The organism is Sporosarcina sp. ZBG7A (assembly GCF_000813425.1).
Lineage (GTDB): Bacteria > Bacillota > Bacilli > Bacillales_A > Planococcaceae > Sporosarcina.
Genome location: NZ_JWIB01000012.1, coordinates 20201 through 35277, shown reverse-complemented (window position 1 = coordinate 35277; position 15077 = coordinate 20201). Strand labels below are relative to the sequence as shown.

General features: G+C 42.4%; 15 protein-coding genes. 10 read left to right on the top strand and 5 right to left on the bottom strand.

Features of this window, described 5'->3' with window-relative positions; genetic code table 11:
• Positions 1–12 precede the first annotated feature (12 nt).
• From RL70_RS05095 to RL70_RS05085, 3 genes are all read left to right on the top strand, one after another.
• A complete protein-coding gene (locus RL70_RS05095; RefSeq protein ID WP_039042344.1) occupies positions 13–672 on the top strand; it encodes an amino acid ABC transporter permease in 660 nt (219 codons plus the stop codon).
• Between the two features lie 15 nt (positions 673–687).
• The gene (locus RL70_RS05090) at positions 688–1434 is read left to right on the top strand and encodes an amino acid ABC transporter ATP-binding protein (RefSeq protein ID WP_039042343.1); all 747 of its coding nucleotides are present in this window, start codon (positions 688–690) and stop codon (positions 1432–1434) included.
• Between the two features lie 75 nt (positions 1435–1509).
• Positions 1510–2064: a DUF420 domain-containing protein gene (locus RL70_RS05085; RefSeq protein ID WP_039042342.1), complete on the top strand. Its 555-nt coding sequence runs from the start codon at positions 1510–1512 to the stop codon at positions 2062–2064.
• 128 nt (positions 2065–2192) lie between these two features.
• On the opposite strand, the gene RL70_RS18005 is transcribed toward RL70_RS05085, so the two are convergent.
• Together RL70_RS18005 and RL70_RS05080 are read right to left on the bottom strand one after the other, a co-directional pair.
• Complete coding sequence (locus RL70_RS18005) at positions 2193–2369, bottom strand: hypothetical protein (RefSeq protein ID WP_172643578.1); 177 nt, start codon at positions 2367–2369, stop codon at positions 2193–2195.
• Positions 2370–2493: 124 nt separating this feature from the next.
• Complete coding sequence (locus RL70_RS05080) at positions 2494–2979, bottom strand: general stress protein (RefSeq protein WP_052245788.1); 486 nt, start codon at positions 2977–2979, stop codon at positions 2494–2496.
• 218 nt (positions 2980–3197) lie between these two features.
• Between RL70_RS05080 and RL70_RS05075 the strand changes: the two genes are divergently transcribed.
• The 4 genes from RL70_RS05075 (at position 3198) to RL70_RS05060 (ending at position 7796) form a co-directional block, all read left to right on the top strand.
• Complete coding sequence (locus RL70_RS05075; RefSeq protein ID WP_052245787.1) at positions 3198–4730, top strand: APC family permease; 1533 nt, start codon at positions 3198–3200, stop codon at positions 4728–4730.
• Between the two features lie 175 nt (positions 4731–4905).
• Positions 4906–5895: an EAL domain-containing protein gene (locus tag RL70_RS05070; RefSeq protein ID WP_039042341.1), complete on the top strand. Its 990-nt coding sequence runs from the start codon at positions 4906–4908 to the stop codon at positions 5893–5895.
• A 54-nt stretch (positions 5896–5949) separates the two neighbouring features.
• Positions 5950–7374 carry a deoxyribodipyrimidine photo-lyase gene (locus RL70_RS05065; protein WP_039042340.1) on the top strand — a complete coding sequence of 475 codons (1425 nt, stop codon included), beginning with the start codon at positions 5950–5952 and terminating at the stop codon, positions 7372–7374.
• On the top strand, positions 7371–7796 hold the full coding sequence (locus RL70_RS05060; RefSeq protein WP_039042339.1) for a hypothetical protein: 426 nt from the start codon (positions 7371–7373) through the stop codon (positions 7794–7796). Before RL70_RS05065 ends, RL70_RS05060 begins: the two co-directional genes overlap by 4 nt.
• 62 nt (positions 7797–7858) lie before the next feature.
• Here the strand turns inward: RL70_RS05060 and RL70_RS05055 are convergent, their stop codons facing one another.
• The 3 genes from RL70_RS05055 to RL70_RS05045 all read right to left on the bottom strand — a co-directional run bounded on the left by RL70_RS05055 (position 7859) and on the right by RL70_RS05045 (position 11932).
• Positions 7859–10075 carry a YhgE/Pip domain-containing protein gene (locus tag RL70_RS05055; protein WP_197054075.1) on the bottom strand — a complete coding sequence of 739 codons (2217 nt, stop codon included), beginning with the start codon at positions 10073–10075 and terminating at the stop codon, positions 7859–7861.
• 146 nt (positions 10076–10221) lie between these two features.
• Positions 10222–10896: an ABC transporter ATP-binding protein gene (locus RL70_RS05050; RefSeq protein ID WP_039042338.1), complete on the bottom strand. Its 675-nt coding sequence runs from the start codon at positions 10894–10896 to the stop codon at positions 10222–10224.
• 1 nt (position 10897) lies between these two features.
• On the bottom strand, positions 10898–11932 hold the full coding sequence (locus RL70_RS05045; protein ID WP_039042337.1) for an ABC transporter permease: 1035 nt from the start codon (positions 11930–11932) through the stop codon (positions 10898–10900).
• A 464-nt stretch (positions 11933–12396) separates the two neighbouring features.
• Between RL70_RS05045 and RL70_RS05040 the strand changes: the two genes are divergently transcribed.
• Genes RL70_RS05040 through RL70_RS05030 form a run of 3 tightly spaced genes read left to right on the top strand, consistent with a single transcriptional unit; the run spans position 12397 to position 15072 of the window.
• Positions 12397–13392 carry a S66 peptidase family protein gene (locus tag RL70_RS05040; protein ID WP_039042336.1) on the top strand — a complete coding sequence of 332 codons (996 nt, stop codon included), beginning with the start codon at positions 12397–12399 and terminating at the stop codon, positions 13390–13392.
• Between the two features lie 47 nt (positions 13393–13439).
• Positions 13440–14468: a DUF2332 domain-containing protein gene (locus tag RL70_RS05035; protein ID WP_369795192.1), complete on the top strand. Its 1029-nt coding sequence runs from the start codon at positions 13440–13442 to the stop codon at positions 14466–14468.
• Between the two features lie 58 nt (positions 14469–14526).
• A complete protein-coding gene (locus RL70_RS05030) occupies positions 14527–15072 on the top strand; it encodes a GNAT family N-acetyltransferase (RefSeq protein WP_039042334.1) in 546 nt (181 codons plus the stop codon).
• Positions 15073–15077: the final 5 nt, after the last annotated feature.

Here is a 15077-nt window from a genome sequence, read left to right as displayed (position 1 = left end):
GGAGGGGTTACAATGTCACCAGATTATTTGTTATCGATTTTAAAACCAATGCTTGAAGGGGCTAAGGCAACGATTCTATTGTTTGTGATCGCAATCGTTGCTTCGATCCCACTCGGATTCTTGCTTACTCTCGCGGTAAACAGCAAGTTTAAACCGCTGTCGTGGTTAGCGAATATGTATATCTATCTCATGCGGGGAACACCGCTCTTACTGCAATTATTGTTCTTCGTGTTTGGATTGCCACTAATTCCGGTAATCGGGGAATACTTAGTTATGGATCGCTTCGCTGCGGCTGCGCTTGCTTTCGTACTGAATTACGCAGCATATTTCGCAGAAATCTTCCGTGGTGGTCTACTATCTATTGATAAAGGACAGTATGAAGCAGCACAAGTACTCGGATTGAACAAGTGGCAGACGACGACACGGATTGTCATTCCTCAAATGATTCGCATTGCGCTTCCTGCTCTTGCGAACGAATCGGTGACACTCGTGAAAGATACGGCGTTGTTGTATGCAGTTGCTGTTCCGGAACTGCTTCACTTTGCGCAAACGGCAGTCAACCGAGACTTTACGATTGTTCCATTTATCATGGCAGGCGTGATCTATCTACTGATTACAGCGGTTTTGACACTCGTGTTCAAGTGGTTGGAACGACGATTCCATTATGTATGAGGAAGGTGAAAAGCAATGGCATTGATTGAAGTAATCGATATGAAAAAATCATTTGGAGATATAGAAGTCTTAAAACAGATCACATTCCAGGTGGAGAAGAACGAAGTGGTAGCGGTCATTGGACCATCAGGCTCAGGGAAAAGTACAATGCTTAGAAGTCTAGCTCACCTTGAAGAAATTGAAGGGGGAACTATCCGAATCGACGGGGAATCGCTCGTTAATGACGGGATCTATGCGAGCACTCCTGAAATCAGAAAGATTGGTAGACGGATCGGTATGGTGTTTCAGCATTTCAATTTGTTCCCACACCTAACTGTGAAACAGAACTTGGCGCTTGCTCCTAAACTTGTTAAGGGTGAGCCAAAAGAGAAACTTACTGGACGGATTACAGAACTTCTAACGAAAGTCGGTCTTGCGGAAAAAGTCGATGCGTATCCTGCTAATTTGTCAGGTGGGCAAAAGCAACGCGTTGCGATTGCTCGCGCGCTTATGATGGAACCTGAGATTCTATTGTTCGATGAACCGACATCTGCACTCGATCCAGAATTGACAGGGGAAGTGCTCGAAGTTATGAAAAAGTTGGCGGAAGAGAACATGACGATGATTGTCGTGACACACGAAATGTCGTTCGCGAAAGATGTCGCAACGAAGGCGTTATTCATGGCAGACGGACAAATTGTCGAAGAAGGCGTACCAACCTCGATGTTAACAAATCCGACACATGATCGCACAAAAGCGTTCTTAGCGCGCACTTTAGGCTAATGTGAAGTGGTTCGACCTTTCCTCATATGGTAAACTGGAAAGGTACGACAATTTACTAGCAATGGAGTGGTAACGTTGAAAAATGCGTCTTCTACAATTGAAACGCCTATAAAAAAGCGGAATTATAAGCCGTTCATCATCATTGTATCGGTCATTCTAATCGGTGCAATCGGGATTCTTTCAGGAATACCTGGAGTTGAAAACTTTGACGCATTTGATATTACAATTCTTCCGATGCTCAATGCAATCTTCAATACCTTTACATTCCTGTTTCTCGTCGGGGCATTAATCGCCATTAAAAAACGCAACATCACGGTACATAAGCGATTCATATACGCAGCATTCGTGACGACATTCTTCTTCTTAATCACGTATGTGATGTATCACTTCTTAGCAGAATCGACATCATTCGGCGGTAGCGGATTCATGAAAGGATTCTACTTTTTCATCCTAATTACGCACATCCTATTAGCCGCAGCAATCGTACCACTTGCACTAACAAGCGTAGCACGTGCATGGAATGGAGAAATCGAACGTCACCGAAAAATCGTCCGCTTCACAATGCCCATCTGGCTCTACGTCAGTTTCACTGGCGTACTAGTCTATGTCTTAATTTCTCCTTACTATTAAGAACTGTTGCATTTGAGTATGCTATCGTTAACAATCTCCATTTGAAGTGAAAGTCAACACAGTCTACTATCCCTTATTTAAAAAGCACGGACACCCAGTCAAAAATGGGATGTCCGTGCTTTTTCGTCTTACAACTCCTGATACGGCTTCATAAACCGTCCGCTATCTTTCACTTCCGCGTGATACAACGCCTTCAACGCAAAAGCCCGTTCCAATTCGTGCTCCTTCATAATCTGAGTCAACCGTGTAGATAGCTCAGGCTCCTTTTTCACAAGCTGTGCCATCTTTTGCTGATTATATTGCATATTCCATTCCGCCTCCGTTCTTTCCATGCCATTGCTACAGTATAGCACGCCTCGCACCGTTTTTCGATGTCCACACAAAAACCCCCTTTTCCGATATAACGAAAAAGGGGGGAGAATCTCTTGATTATAAAAGGGTACGGTTGTATTCATCCAAATCATGATTGGCTCTACGTGGATAATCCCCATCCACAAGAACGAGAATTTTCCCTTCATCGAAGTGCGTATTGTACTGATATGCTTCTTCTTCAGGGATCCCCATACCGATGAGAGCACCAGCTAATCCACCAACACCCGCACCTGCAGCAGCACCCGTAATCCCTGCAACAATTGGTCCGGCAGCGATAATTGGTCCGATACCAGGAATCGCAAGCGCTCCGATACCCGCTAGCACACCTCCAAGCCCACCTAAGACACCGCCCGTGGCTGCTCCCGTTGCCGCGCCATCCGTCGCATGTGTTCCAGTTTCTTCAACCACAGCGTTCGCGTGTTCGCGCTCTTTACTGATAACTGAAATTTCATCTGAAGAATAGCCTTGTCGTTTTAAGTCTTCAATTGCAAGAATCGCATCATTTTCACTTTCATAGTAGCCTACTACTTGTCGTTTTACCATTTTGAACCGCCTCCTGGAATTTTTATTACTAGATTTCGTTGCTAGTCTGAGAATACCCGTGCCATCATTTCTGAAACCTCTTAGTCCTTCTCATAACAGTTTTTTAGATAAACATTTAGATGTAGTGATTTCCAATTTTATTTTTTACCGAATAATAGGTTTTAGTTCTGACGAGAAGGGAATAAATCTAAGAAAGATTTTTTAGGGGGAACTTACATATGGATCAGACAGATGCGCATCAGAAGCGCAGAAAGTTAACGAAAACGCTTAAACCATCATGGGTCTTCGCGATTGCGCTAGGATCATCAGTCGGATGGGGAGCTTTTATCCTTCCAGGTGATTGGATTGGAGAATCAGGTCCTCTAGGCGCCATGATTGGCTTGCTAATCGGAGCGCTAGTGATGATGGTTATCGCATCAAGCTATGGGGTTATGATTAAGAAATTCCCAGTATCCGGAGGCGGATTTACATATGCCTTTATCGGAGCGGGTAAAATTTGGGCATTTATATGCGGGTGGTTTCTATCACTTGGATACATATCAATCGTCGCATTAAACGCTTCAGCATTTTCATTACTTCTTAAGTTCTTAGCACCTGGTTTTATGAAGCAATTCTATCTATATAGTGTTGCAGGCTGGGATGTCTATTTGCCGGAAGTCATAATATCTTCAGTAATCATTTTGTTGTTTGCTTTCATTAATACAACAGGGACTAACATTTCAGGACGTATTCAGTTTTACTTTAGCATTCTATTAGTCGCAGGTGTTGTATTGCTCGGGGCCTTTACATTTGGCATAACAGAAGCCCCATTTGAAAACATGAAACCACTTTTCAGCGGCAACCAATCCATTTTAACATCGATTCTTGTCATATTGGCAATTGCACCTTGGGCATATGTCGGATTCGACAATGTTCCACAAGCTGCAGAAGAGTTTAATTTCTCTCCGCGAAAAGCGACCATGCTCATTGTAGCTTCATTATTTGCATCGTTCCTTATTTATGCTGTAATGATTGGTCTTACAGCGTGGACATTCCCTTCAGGTTCATCAATAGGAGATGGTAGCCTTTGGTTGACAGGTGAAGTCGTAAATTCCGCACTCGGATATGGTGGACTCATTGTTATGGCAGTTGCGATTATGATGGGAATCTTTACTGGCTTAAACGGATTCTATATGTCTTCTAGTCGTCTTCTTTTCTCTATGGCGCGTGCACGTGCACTACCTGATATGTTCAGAACGATTTCGAAGAAAAGCCAGACACCTGTATGGGGCATTTGGTTTGTAACGTTAATTACTCTTCCTACTCCTTGGTTCGGACGCCAAGCACTTTCATGGATCGTGGACATGTCTTCTACAGGGGTAACTGTAGCGTACTTATTCACATGCATCGCTGCGTACAAAGTACTTGCTTGGGGAGCGGAAGAAGCCAATCGTGAAATCGCTCCGATTAAAAAAGGACTCGCCTTATTCGGAATTGTAGCTAGTATCGCGTTCTTACTATTATTGCTCGTTCCATTTTCTCCAGCTTCCCTGACGACACCATCTTATATTTTGTTAGTCTGTTGGGCAATCCTTGGAGGTGTTTTCTATAGTGTCATCCAAAAGCGCTATAATAGTCTAACTCAGGAAGAAACGGAATATTATATGCTCGGGAAGACGATCGAGTCTGAAGTGGATACCACTATTGAAGTGAAAACGGAACGACCAGAGCCTAAAAGTACGGATACAACAGGAACAGGTCTACCTACGTAATTCGGCATATAAGTTTTAAATGACAGCATGTCCCTAAAAGCACCATGGGCATGCTGTTATTTTCAGTTTATTATAGGCATTTCGTAGTCTGATGCTTGCCATAGCTAGGAGTAATCGATTACAATTAATAATAAATTGGGTGGATCGAAATGCGGACTAGGACGGAGGGTTTGAATTGACTTGCAAAACGGCATGTATAATTACCGACTTACAAATAGAAGTTAAGGTTGATGACCTAACACAACGCAGAATGCTAACAGAACACATGGAACGACTACATGTTCTAGGCGTTATTGACGGAGAGGACAGCTCTGTATTTACTGTTAATGAAGCTGGTCTCCGAGATTTAACTGACTTTGCTCGGGATTTTTTAGATATGAAAAAGTTATACTTTCGAATATCTGGAGAGGCACCGTGGAGGTCCCTCTTAGAAGTGGATGAAGTGTTCACCTCTCAGTGGATTGATGACCTCATCCAACAAGAACGCGTGATTTCCTTTTATCAGCCTATTGTGGACGCAGAATGCTCTGTTTTCGGCTACGAGCTATTAGCTCGGTTCCATTCGCCTGAAGGTCGGATGATTTATCCAGATGAAGCATTTTCCGCGGCTAGAGCTCGTGGAAGACTTTATGCACTCGATCGGTTATGTCGGATTACTGCAGTTCGTCATGCAGCACCTCTTATCAATAAAAAAGCCTTTATTAACTTTGTACCTACATCCATTTATTCACCTGAATTTTGTTTGCAATCGACCGTTGCAGTAGCAGAACAGTTCAATATCGACCCATTCCAACTTGTCTTTGAAGTTGTAGAGACTGACAAAGTAGATGATGTAGAGCACTTAAGAACAATATTAAGATATTATCGCGACAAAGGATTCAATTATGCACTTGATGATGTAGGGGAAGGCTATAGTACAGTAGAATTATTATCCGATTTAAAACCTCATTATATGAAGCTGGATCGATCATTTGTAGACGGTGTCTCATTGGACGTAAAAAAACAAGAGAATGCAGAGATGTTCTTGACGAAAGCTAAAGAGTGCGGTTCTGTTCCACTTGCTGAAGGAATCGAACGGGAAGAAGATTTCGAATGGTTAAAGGAGAAAGGCTACCAGCTGTTTCAAGGTTACTTTTTTGGAAAACCAGCGCTATCACCGCTATAATAGGAATAATTCAAGGACCGCCATAGTGTGCGGTCCTTTTTCAGGAGGGTTTTTTTGAAAACAATTGTCTGGTTCAGAAATGATTTGCGCCTGCATGATCATCCTGCTTTAAAAGAAGCGTCCGAGTGTGGTCACGTGCTCCCCGTATTCGTTCTACCGGATCATACGTCCCCGACAGCTGCTGATTGGTGGGTGTATGAATCTCTTAAGCACCTTGAGCAACAGCTCTTTGAGTTGGGGAGCGCATTGACAATTTTAAAAGGCCCCGCCTCAAAAGTCCTATCAAAACTCGCAAAAGAAACACAAGCAGATGCCTTATTCTTCAATGGTCAAGTGGATCCTGTTTCCCGAAAAGAAGAAGTCGACTTGCTTGAATTGGAAGCGTTATCGGAAGTGGACATTCAACGTTTCCCACCAAATATGTTGCTGGATCCTTCCAGTTTAAAAACAGGAGCTGGACAGCCGTATAAAGTGTTTGGCGCGTTTTGGAAATCTTTGCAACAACAAACGATCCCTTGGCCGATCGCAGCTCCCACTACATTGAAGAGCTGGTTTCAAGTGTATCCAGCAACTATACCTTTGGAACAATCAGGTTTACGATCTTCGATTGACTGGGATGCTTCACTTCAAGAAGAATGGACGCCAGGTGAAACTGGTTCTTTTGAACATTGGGCGAACTTTCGTGATAAAAGGCTAAAATATTATGACGCTAAGCGTGATTTCCCTGCATTGAACGGCACCTCCAGACTGTCCGGGTTTTTAGCATCCGGGAATATGAGCATCCGAGCTCTTTGGCATTCCGTCAGAAATGCACAAGAAGAGGGGATTGCCCCACAACCAGAAGCGTTTCTCAGGCAGCTTGCGTGGAGAGAGTTTTCATACTACCAACTGTTTCATTTTCCAGACATCACCGAACGACCGTTACGTTCAGAATTTCTCCAATTCCCTTGGCTTGATGATTCAGAAGGACTGAGTGCATGGAAGAAGGGGATGACCGGTTACCCGCTCGTTGATGCAGGAATGCGTGAATTATGGGAGACAGGTACCATTCATAATCGTGTGAGAATGGTTGTCGCCTCCTTCCTGATCAAACACTTACTCATTGATTGGCGTATCGGGGCGCAGTGGTTCAGTGAAACGCTCGTCGACTTTGATGTCGCGAACAATACATTAGGTTGGCAGTGGGTAGCAGGCTCTGGATTTGATGCGGCTCCATATTTTAGAATATTTAATCCGACAATGCAAAGTAAGAAATTCGATAAACAGGGAGCTTATATTAGAAGGTGGATTCCTGAATTAGCTGCACTTCCAGATGTATTTCTCCATGAACCGCATATTGCACCTGAAGAGGTCTTAGTTGAAGCAGGGGTTGTTCTCGGTGAGACTTATCCGTACCAAATTGTTGACCATTCTGCCGCTCGATCACGTGCTCTTGATGCATATGCGCTCATAAAAGGAAGGAAAGAGGGGCAAGCATGAAACGGACTCTTTGGGCAGCTGGATACGGTCTAATTGGAGGACTCATCCTGACGTTCCTGTTTAAATGGATTGAGTCTGCAACAGGTGAAAAAGTATACACGTTCTTGCTCAATGTCGATTACATACCTGTTGTAGGAGATATCACTTTCCAGGAATGGATAGAAGTGTTCTTTCACCTTGTAGTCTCGGTTTCGGTTGCACTCGGGTTTTATTTGCTGTACCGGTTGCGTCCATCGTGGAAAAAAAGAGCAATTACGATTTGTGCGGTAGGTAGCGTCATCATCGGGATTGCTTTATTTCCAACTACAGCATTATCCGATCGCACACCAGAGATTACGGATGGTCTATCGTTTCTATATTGGATACTAGGTCATGCACTTTTTGGGGCAGTATTAGGCATCTTCTTCAGATTTGAAAAGTAGACATTTGTTCATACAAAAAGCACTTCAGCTGTCATAGCGACAGGACTGAAGTGCTTTTTTAGTTAATGGAAAATCCCAGCTTCTTTCGATTTTTTCAAGAGTTGGTTCGTGCCTTTATTAATGCGCTCTTTGAGCAGTGCACCGAACAGGATAAATGCAATTGAACAGCAAGCAAGGAAAGATAAGTCTTTTGCAACTCGTTCCCAAACGATACCGCCAACTGCCTCACGCATGACATCAATTGCATACGTAAACGGTAAGAACGGATTGATCATCCCGAAGAAGTCGGGTAGCAATACAACCGGATACGTTCCACCAGAGCCTGCAATTTGCAAAACGAGCATGACAATCGCCATGGCTTTACCAACATCACCAAATACAGAAACGAGCGTGTAGACAATCGACATGAAGACCACGCTAATAATCACTCCGAAGACGACAAACCAAAATGGTTCACGGATATGAACATCGAGCAACAATAAGTCTCCCGCAACTACAATGAACATTTGCAGTAAGCCTATTAAGCCAAATGTCAGGAAACGTCCGAAATAGACTTGTCGTGTTGTGAACTCCTCTCCATGCACATCTGTGGAAAGTAAGGAAATGAGAAGGAGACAACCGACCCAGAGGGAAAGTACCGTATAGAACGGTGTCATGCCAGTTCCGTAATTTTCAATGGAGTACAATCGATTTTCTTTCAATTGAATTGGTTCTTCAAAGAATGTTTTTTCAGCATTCGGATCATTTTTTAGCAACTGAATGATTTTGTTAATATCCGTTTCACCTTGAATATTACGGATTTTCTCCGCTAATTGATTTACTTTTTCAGAAACGTATGGATACTCAGCTACAGCTTTTTCGATCGTTTCTTTTCCTTCAGCCAATTCCCGATCTGAGTTGCCAAGAATTGTTTGCACTTTTGGAAGGGTGGATTGAATTTCCGTAAGAAGTCCTTTTGCCTGTCCAAGCGTGCCTTTTGCTGTAGAGACTTCTTTTTTCACAGTCGGTTCAATCGTATTCACATATTCTTTCATGAATGCATCTAATTCAACAGATGTATTTCCGGCAATTTTTTGTAAATCATCGACTGCCTGGTCCAACTCCTCAGCTTTACCTGTAACGACACTGTTCACTGTACGAGCATTCGTTTGTGCTTCTTGTAACAACTTCTTCAGATTGTCTGTTTTTGTAATCGCATCATCCAGTTTTCCTGACAGGTCGGGGGATGATAATGAGGGAGTTGTTTGTTCTTCACTATCAGGGTTTTCATCCTGTGTTGGTAACTGTTGTACTAATTCCTGCAAACGAACAAGATCTTGCTTGACGCTATCGACCCGTCCAATACTTGCTGACATCCGGTCGTCCAATGATTTTTTCGCTTTATCCAGTTCCGTAAAATCCATCTGAACGCCTTGTAACTGTTTCAAAAAATCGTTCGCTTCGTTAGAAATATCACTTACTTTTTTCAAATCAGCTTTAATTTTTGGAGACATTTCATTTAACTTCTGTTCAGCTTCGTTTAAATAGCCAATGGTTCGATTGATTTGGCCAAGCCCATCATCTGTGATTTGTTTCGCTTCCGGCAACTTGCCTTGCGCTTTGTGAATGATGGCTTGGGCATCTGTCGCATCGCCTAATCCTCGATTGAGAAGATCATAGATTTCTGGCAAACTTTTTTCGGCTTCAAACACATAGTTTTCGAATTTTTGAACGTCCGGTAAGTCTTGTTCTAATTGAAGGCCAAGTTTGTTTAGCATTTCAAAGATGACACCGTTCACAGTGGAAACGAATTGACTACTAACCTGGTCAACAATCACCGTTGCACCTTTTTCAGTAATTTTCGGTGCGATGGAGTTTAATTTTTCATTCACAAAGTAGTCGATTTCGGCTTTTTGAGGATTGCCGGATACAACTGACGCAAGTTGTTCTGACAAGTTCTCTGGTAACACCATGACAGCAAAATAGTCGCCGTACTCAACTCCATCCATCGCTTCTTTTCGAGATACAAAGTGCCACTCCATGGATGGATTTTTCTTGAGTGTCGAAACGATTTCTTTACCTGTGTCAATGTGCTTCTCTTGCACATCCGCTCCTTTATCTTCATTAACAACAGCGATGGGCAATTTATCGGTTCTGCCATATGGATCTGAAGAGGCATATATATTGAGCCATGCGTACAAAGAAGGCAGGAATATTAAGCCGCCAATCAGCACTGCGGCCACCCAGTTTGTTGAGATGTTGCGCACATCCCGCTTAAAAATCGTGAAGATATTGCGCATTGTTTTGCCTCCTATTCCTTCTGATAATGGTGTCCATACTACCAGATTTATGTCGAAGTGAGTATGAATCTGCTGGGTTGATGCCCTCACTTCTATTCTACCCAAAAACCCCTTGTCCTGAACGTCAGGCAAAGGGGTTTGCTCAATTATTCAATCAAGCCATCTTTCATCATAACAATACGGTCCGCATACGGTAACATTTCTTCATCGTGAGTGACCATAAGGGTAGTGATTTTCAACGTTTTCGTTAAATTCCGGATGATTTCCATTACCTCTTTGGAACGTTTAGAGTCGAGACTCGCTGTTGGTTCATCCGCAAATAGCATTTTCGGTTGATGAATGATCGCTCGTGCAATTGCGACACGTTGTTTTTCGCCACCTGAGAGGGAAGAAGGGTAGGCATCTTTCCTATGTGACATGCCGACAAGATCCAGCACTTTCGACACTTCTTGCTTTTGCTGTTTTTTGTTCAATTTTGTTTCTGCTACATCGAGCATGAGCAACAACTGATCCTCCACCGTCAAAAAGGGGACAAGGTGCGAAGACTGGAACACAAATCCGAATTCACTTGAACGGATTTTACGGATTTCTTCTTGGCTCATCTGGGTCATGTCTTTACCTTCAAAAAGCACTTGCCCACCAGTTGCTTTCTGCAGTCCAGCGGCAATCGTCAAGATCGTCGACTTACCAGATCCTGAGGGACCAACGAGTGCCGTGATTTCGCCTTCGTTCAAGGCAAGATCGACGCCTTTTAAGATTTTCTCACTGACATCACCACTTTTGAATGTTTTTTCGACATCGTCAATTGTGAAAATCGCCATCTTACATCTCTCCTTGTTGGATTGCCTGCAACGGCTCCACTTTTTTGATTTGGAATCCTGAAATAGTTGCTCCGATGAATCCAATCACTAAGAATACACCAGATAATAATAATGACGTCTCAAGTGGTAAGCTGAACGGCATACCTGCGGGAGCTACCATACTGAACACTTGGCTGAGCCCAACGGATAATACGAGCGATACAGCTGTAATCAGTAACATTTGGTACCACATCATGCTAAACAGTGAAATGGTCTTCACACCAATCGCTTTCAATATGCCATACAATCCGATTTTCTGGACGTTCATCATATAGAAGAAAATCGCAAACAACATACCGCTAATCACAACGAGGAACCAAATAATCATGTTGAGGGACATTTGTTCTGCGCCATAGCTCGGAATCGTATTCAAGAATTCCTTGTTATTGAATGATTCAAGTCCCTTTATGGAATCAGGACTATCCGATCCTGGGATGAATACCGTCTGCATTTCCATCACACGGTAAATTTCTTGATAGTTTTTCATGCTGATGAACGCAACAGGTGCGTGGCTATACGTTTGCTTCTCTGTAAATCCAACGACTTTGAACTCTCCGCTGAATTGGTTATTCGTCAGAATGTCACCGACTTTGATCCCTTCATCTTTCAAGGAAGCATCTAATACGACTTCATTGTCTTTGACATTAGGGAATAGTTCACTGTCAGTGGACGTCACAAATGCAACACTGTGTTGTTTGTCTTCTGTATCGTTGACGAAGCCCATTTGAATGGACATTGCAGTTGCCCCATTGTAGTCTGCGAGCAATTTGTCTTGCTGATCGACATCGATTTTAGAAAGGTTGTATGTTTGTTTTGCATCTTCATTTAAGTAGAACTGCCCGTTGGGGACATTTTTAATAAGGGCAGCGTTGTCTTCAGACAACCCGTTAGCTAATCCCGAGATAATGAAGGTCAAGAAACTAACCAAAAAGATGATCGAACCGAGTATCAGGAATTTCATTTTACTTTTTTTAACTTCTTTCCACGCCATTTGCATGGTGAACACCTCCGTGATTGAATACCCTCAGTGTACTCCCGCAACATGAACGCTACATAAACACAGCATTACAATTGAATCTCTGCGAAACTTTTTCATTCAGTGTATTGAGAAGAACAATTTAGTTGGGAACCAATACTCAGAATTTTCCATTGTTCATGCGACGCTAGTTAGAGATATGGTATAATTATCCGGGAACAAAAGAGTTAACATTCGGAAAACATTTTCTAGTTTCGTTATACATAACCCAGAGTTTCTGAGTAAGTTATTTAATAGAAAGGAGACATTCTTATGGAAAATATGATTTCAATACTCCCAATCCTTTCACTACTTTTTTGGTTTGTACCATTTGTGTTCATCATTTGGTTTCTAATCACTTTCATTAAGTTACAGAAAGAAAAAAATCAAATCTTGCGTACCATTGCTGATAAGATGAAAAAATAGTAACGAAAGGAGTACAGAAAATGAAGCGATTAAAACAAGGGGATACAATCGGAATCTTCTCCCCATCATCACCTGCAACCGTGAATGCAGAGCCTCGCTATAAACGGGCAAAAGCGTTTTTGGAATCGAAAGGATTCATCGTGAAAGAGGGGAATTTAACAGGGAAAGCCGAGGGGTACCGATCAGGCGCACCTAAAGAGCGAGCAGATGAACTGAATGAGTTGCTTAGGAATCCCGATATCACGATGATCATGTCGACAATTGGTGGTACCAACTCAAATAGTATGTTGCCCTATATTGACTACGAAGCATTTAAACAAAACCCAAAACTTGTAGTTGGGTATTCGGATACAACAGCGATACTACTCGCGCTTTATGCAAAAACAGGTATCCCGACATTTTATGGACCCGCTTTGGTTCCATCATTCGGTGAGTTTGAGCCACTAGTCACTGTTACGTATCGCTATTTCGAGCAGTATTTTATGCAAGAAAGTAACATTCCTTATGAAGTACCTATGCCTGACTATTGGTCCGACGAACCGGTCAACTGGTTGGAGAAGACGACAGAGAAAAAGTTGTATCCAAATGAATGGGTAACGGGGAACGGAGGAGTTGCAGAAGGCCGACTGATCGGAGGGAACTTGAATACGATGTACGGCTTTATCGGGTCACCATATTTCCCTGAGATTAAGCAAGGGGATATTTTACTAATCGAAGACTGTACGAAATCGCCATCTGTTGTGGAAAAGAATCTAGCTATGCTGAAAGTACATGGCGTCTTCGAGAAAGTCGCGGGCATCATTTTGGGGAAACATGAATTATATGATGATTTAGGGACAGGCAAACAACCTTTGGATTTATTGCTTGAACAGCTAGATGGACTGCCAATTCCAATTCTAGCTGAATTTGACACGTGCCACACCCATCCCATGCATCCATTAGCCATTGGGAAAAAGGTCAAGTTAGATGCAGATGCAAAAACTGTAGCTAGTACTGAACGTTGGCTTGACGATTAAGTATAGAAATGTTGGTGCCGTTTTAAAGGAGTAGCAGAGGAGGAACAATTATGCAAAACTCTCATTTATCCTGGAGTTTTATGAACTTCGCAAACATGGAATGTAAGGGCTCCAGTGAACTCTATGAATTTCTGTCATTGAAAATAGCAGAAGACGCTGAAGTACTCAATTTGTGCCTGGCAGTTCCAAAAGGGCAGCCGGTACCTAACCTATTATTCGGGGCTGTTCATTATCTTCTATTAAAAGGATATGTACATCCATTAAAAGACTATTATAGCAGTGTTACAAATCCACCAAGGAAAATAGACAACGAGACATTCAGCAATTTTAAAGATTTCTGTGAGCGATATCGAGAGGAAATCATTTCAATAGTAGAGAGCAAGTTAGTTCAAACAAATGAGGTTAGGCGATGCGGCTATCTCTATCCAGTATTTTCGTGGATTTACAACAAAGTTGAAAGACCATTGTCTCTTATTGAAATTGGAACCAGTGCGGGTCTTCAGCTCTTATGGGATCACTATAGCTATTCATATGGTACTGGTGAAACGTTTGGAAAAGAAGGTGCTCGTGTTCATATCACCTCGGAAGTTAAAGGGGATCACTTTCCAATAATACTTTCTGAAAGCCCTCCAATTGCATCTAAAATTGGATTAGATCTCAATATAAGCAATCTATCTGATTCTGAAGACTATTTGTGGTTAAAGTCACTCATTTGGCCCGAGCATCAGGAACGAATGGAGTTATTCGACAGGGCTGCTGAGTCTTTGAAAGAAAACCCAGTAAAACTGGTTGAAGGCGATGGAGTATTTTTACTTCCCGACGTAGTAGATACACTTCCTACAGACTCCACGATTTGTATCTTTCACACTCATGTGGCAAACCAAATCCCAAATGAAACCAAGCACGAGCTATTAGATAAGATTGCAAAGATCGGGAGTAAGAGAGACGTCTTTCATATTTACAATAATATGTGGGATCGGCAACTCCACCTCGATTACTATGTGAATGGTGTGGAATCTAAAAACACGATCGGTGACACAGATGGTCACGGAAGATGGTTTGAATGGAAGTTGTAACTTAGCTGATTGTATCTTTCATAGAAAGAAATACCACTGGAGTGGGGAGGCTGCTTGAATGACTGGTTTTTTAGATGGTGAAAGAATTACCTTGAGAGAGATGGAAGATAGAGATTGGATCGATGTACATAGCTATGCCTCTCAACCCAGTGTCTGCCAATATCAACCTTGGGGGCCGAATACCGAAGAAGAGTCACAAATATTTGTGCGACAAGTACTGTCTGATGCTACAAGGAATCCAAGAAGTAGGTTTGTTTTTGCGGTCATTGAAAACAACGTGCTAATTGGTGCAGGCGAGCTGAATATACGGAGTTTAACCAATAGAGAAGGGGAAATAGGTTATATTGTGCATCCAGATTATTGGGGAAAGGGATACGCTACAGAAGTAGCAACTCTTTTAATAAACTTTGGATTTGATACCTTAAGTCTACATCGTATCTTCGCTACAAGTGATCCAAGAAACGTAGGCTCTTCAAAGGTTTTAGGGAAAGTTGGAATGACTCAAGAAGGAAGAATGCGAGAAAATATCTTATTGGAAGAGGGTTGGCGAGATTCAATTCTCTATAGTGTTTTGGATAGTGAATGGAGAAAAAAGGGGGAGTAACTTTG

Excerpts from the sequence above, each read along its gene's own strand:
- RL70_RS05095 (WP_039042344.1), top strand. The coding sequence starts at position 13 with ATGTCACCAGATTATTTGTTATCGATTTTAAAACCAATGCTTGAAGGG.
- RL70_RS05090 (WP_039042343.1), top strand. The coding sequence starts at position 688 with ATGGCATTGATTGAAGTAATCGATATGAAAAAATCATTTGGAGATATA.
- RL70_RS18005 (WP_172643578.1), bottom strand. The coding sequence starts at position 2,369 with ATGCAATATAATCAGCAAAAGATGGCACAGCTTGTGAAAAAGGAGCCT.
- RL70_RS05080 (WP_052245788.1), bottom strand. The coding sequence starts at position 2,979 with ATGGTAAAACGACAAGTAGTAGGCTACTATGAAAGTGAAAATGATGCG.
- RL70_RS05075 (WP_052245787.1), top strand. The coding sequence starts at position 3,198 with ATGGATCAGACAGATGCGCATCAGAAGCGCAGAAAGTTAACGAAAACG.
- RL70_RS05060 (WP_039042339.1), top strand. The coding sequence starts at position 7,371 with ATGAAACGGACTCTTTGGGCAGCTGGATACGGTCTAATTGGAGGACTC.
- RL70_RS05055 (WP_197054075.1), bottom strand. The coding sequence starts at position 10,075 with ATGCGCAATATCTTCACGATTTTTAAGCGGGATGTGCGCAACATCTCA.
- RL70_RS05050 (WP_039042338.1), bottom strand. The coding sequence starts at position 10,896 with ATGGCGATTTTCACAATTGACGATGTCGAAAAAACATTCAAAAGTGGT.
- RL70_RS05045 (WP_039042337.1), bottom strand. The coding sequence starts at position 11,932 with ATGCAAATGGCGTGGAAAGAAGTTAAAAAAAGTAAAATGAAATTCCTG.
- RL70_RS05040 (WP_039042336.1), top strand. The coding sequence starts at position 12,397 with ATGAAGCGATTAAAACAAGGGGATACAATCGGAATCTTCTCCCCATCA.
- RL70_RS05030 (WP_039042334.1), top strand. The coding sequence starts at position 14,527 with ATGACTGGTTTTTTAGATGGTGAAAGAATTACCTTGAGAGAGATGGAA.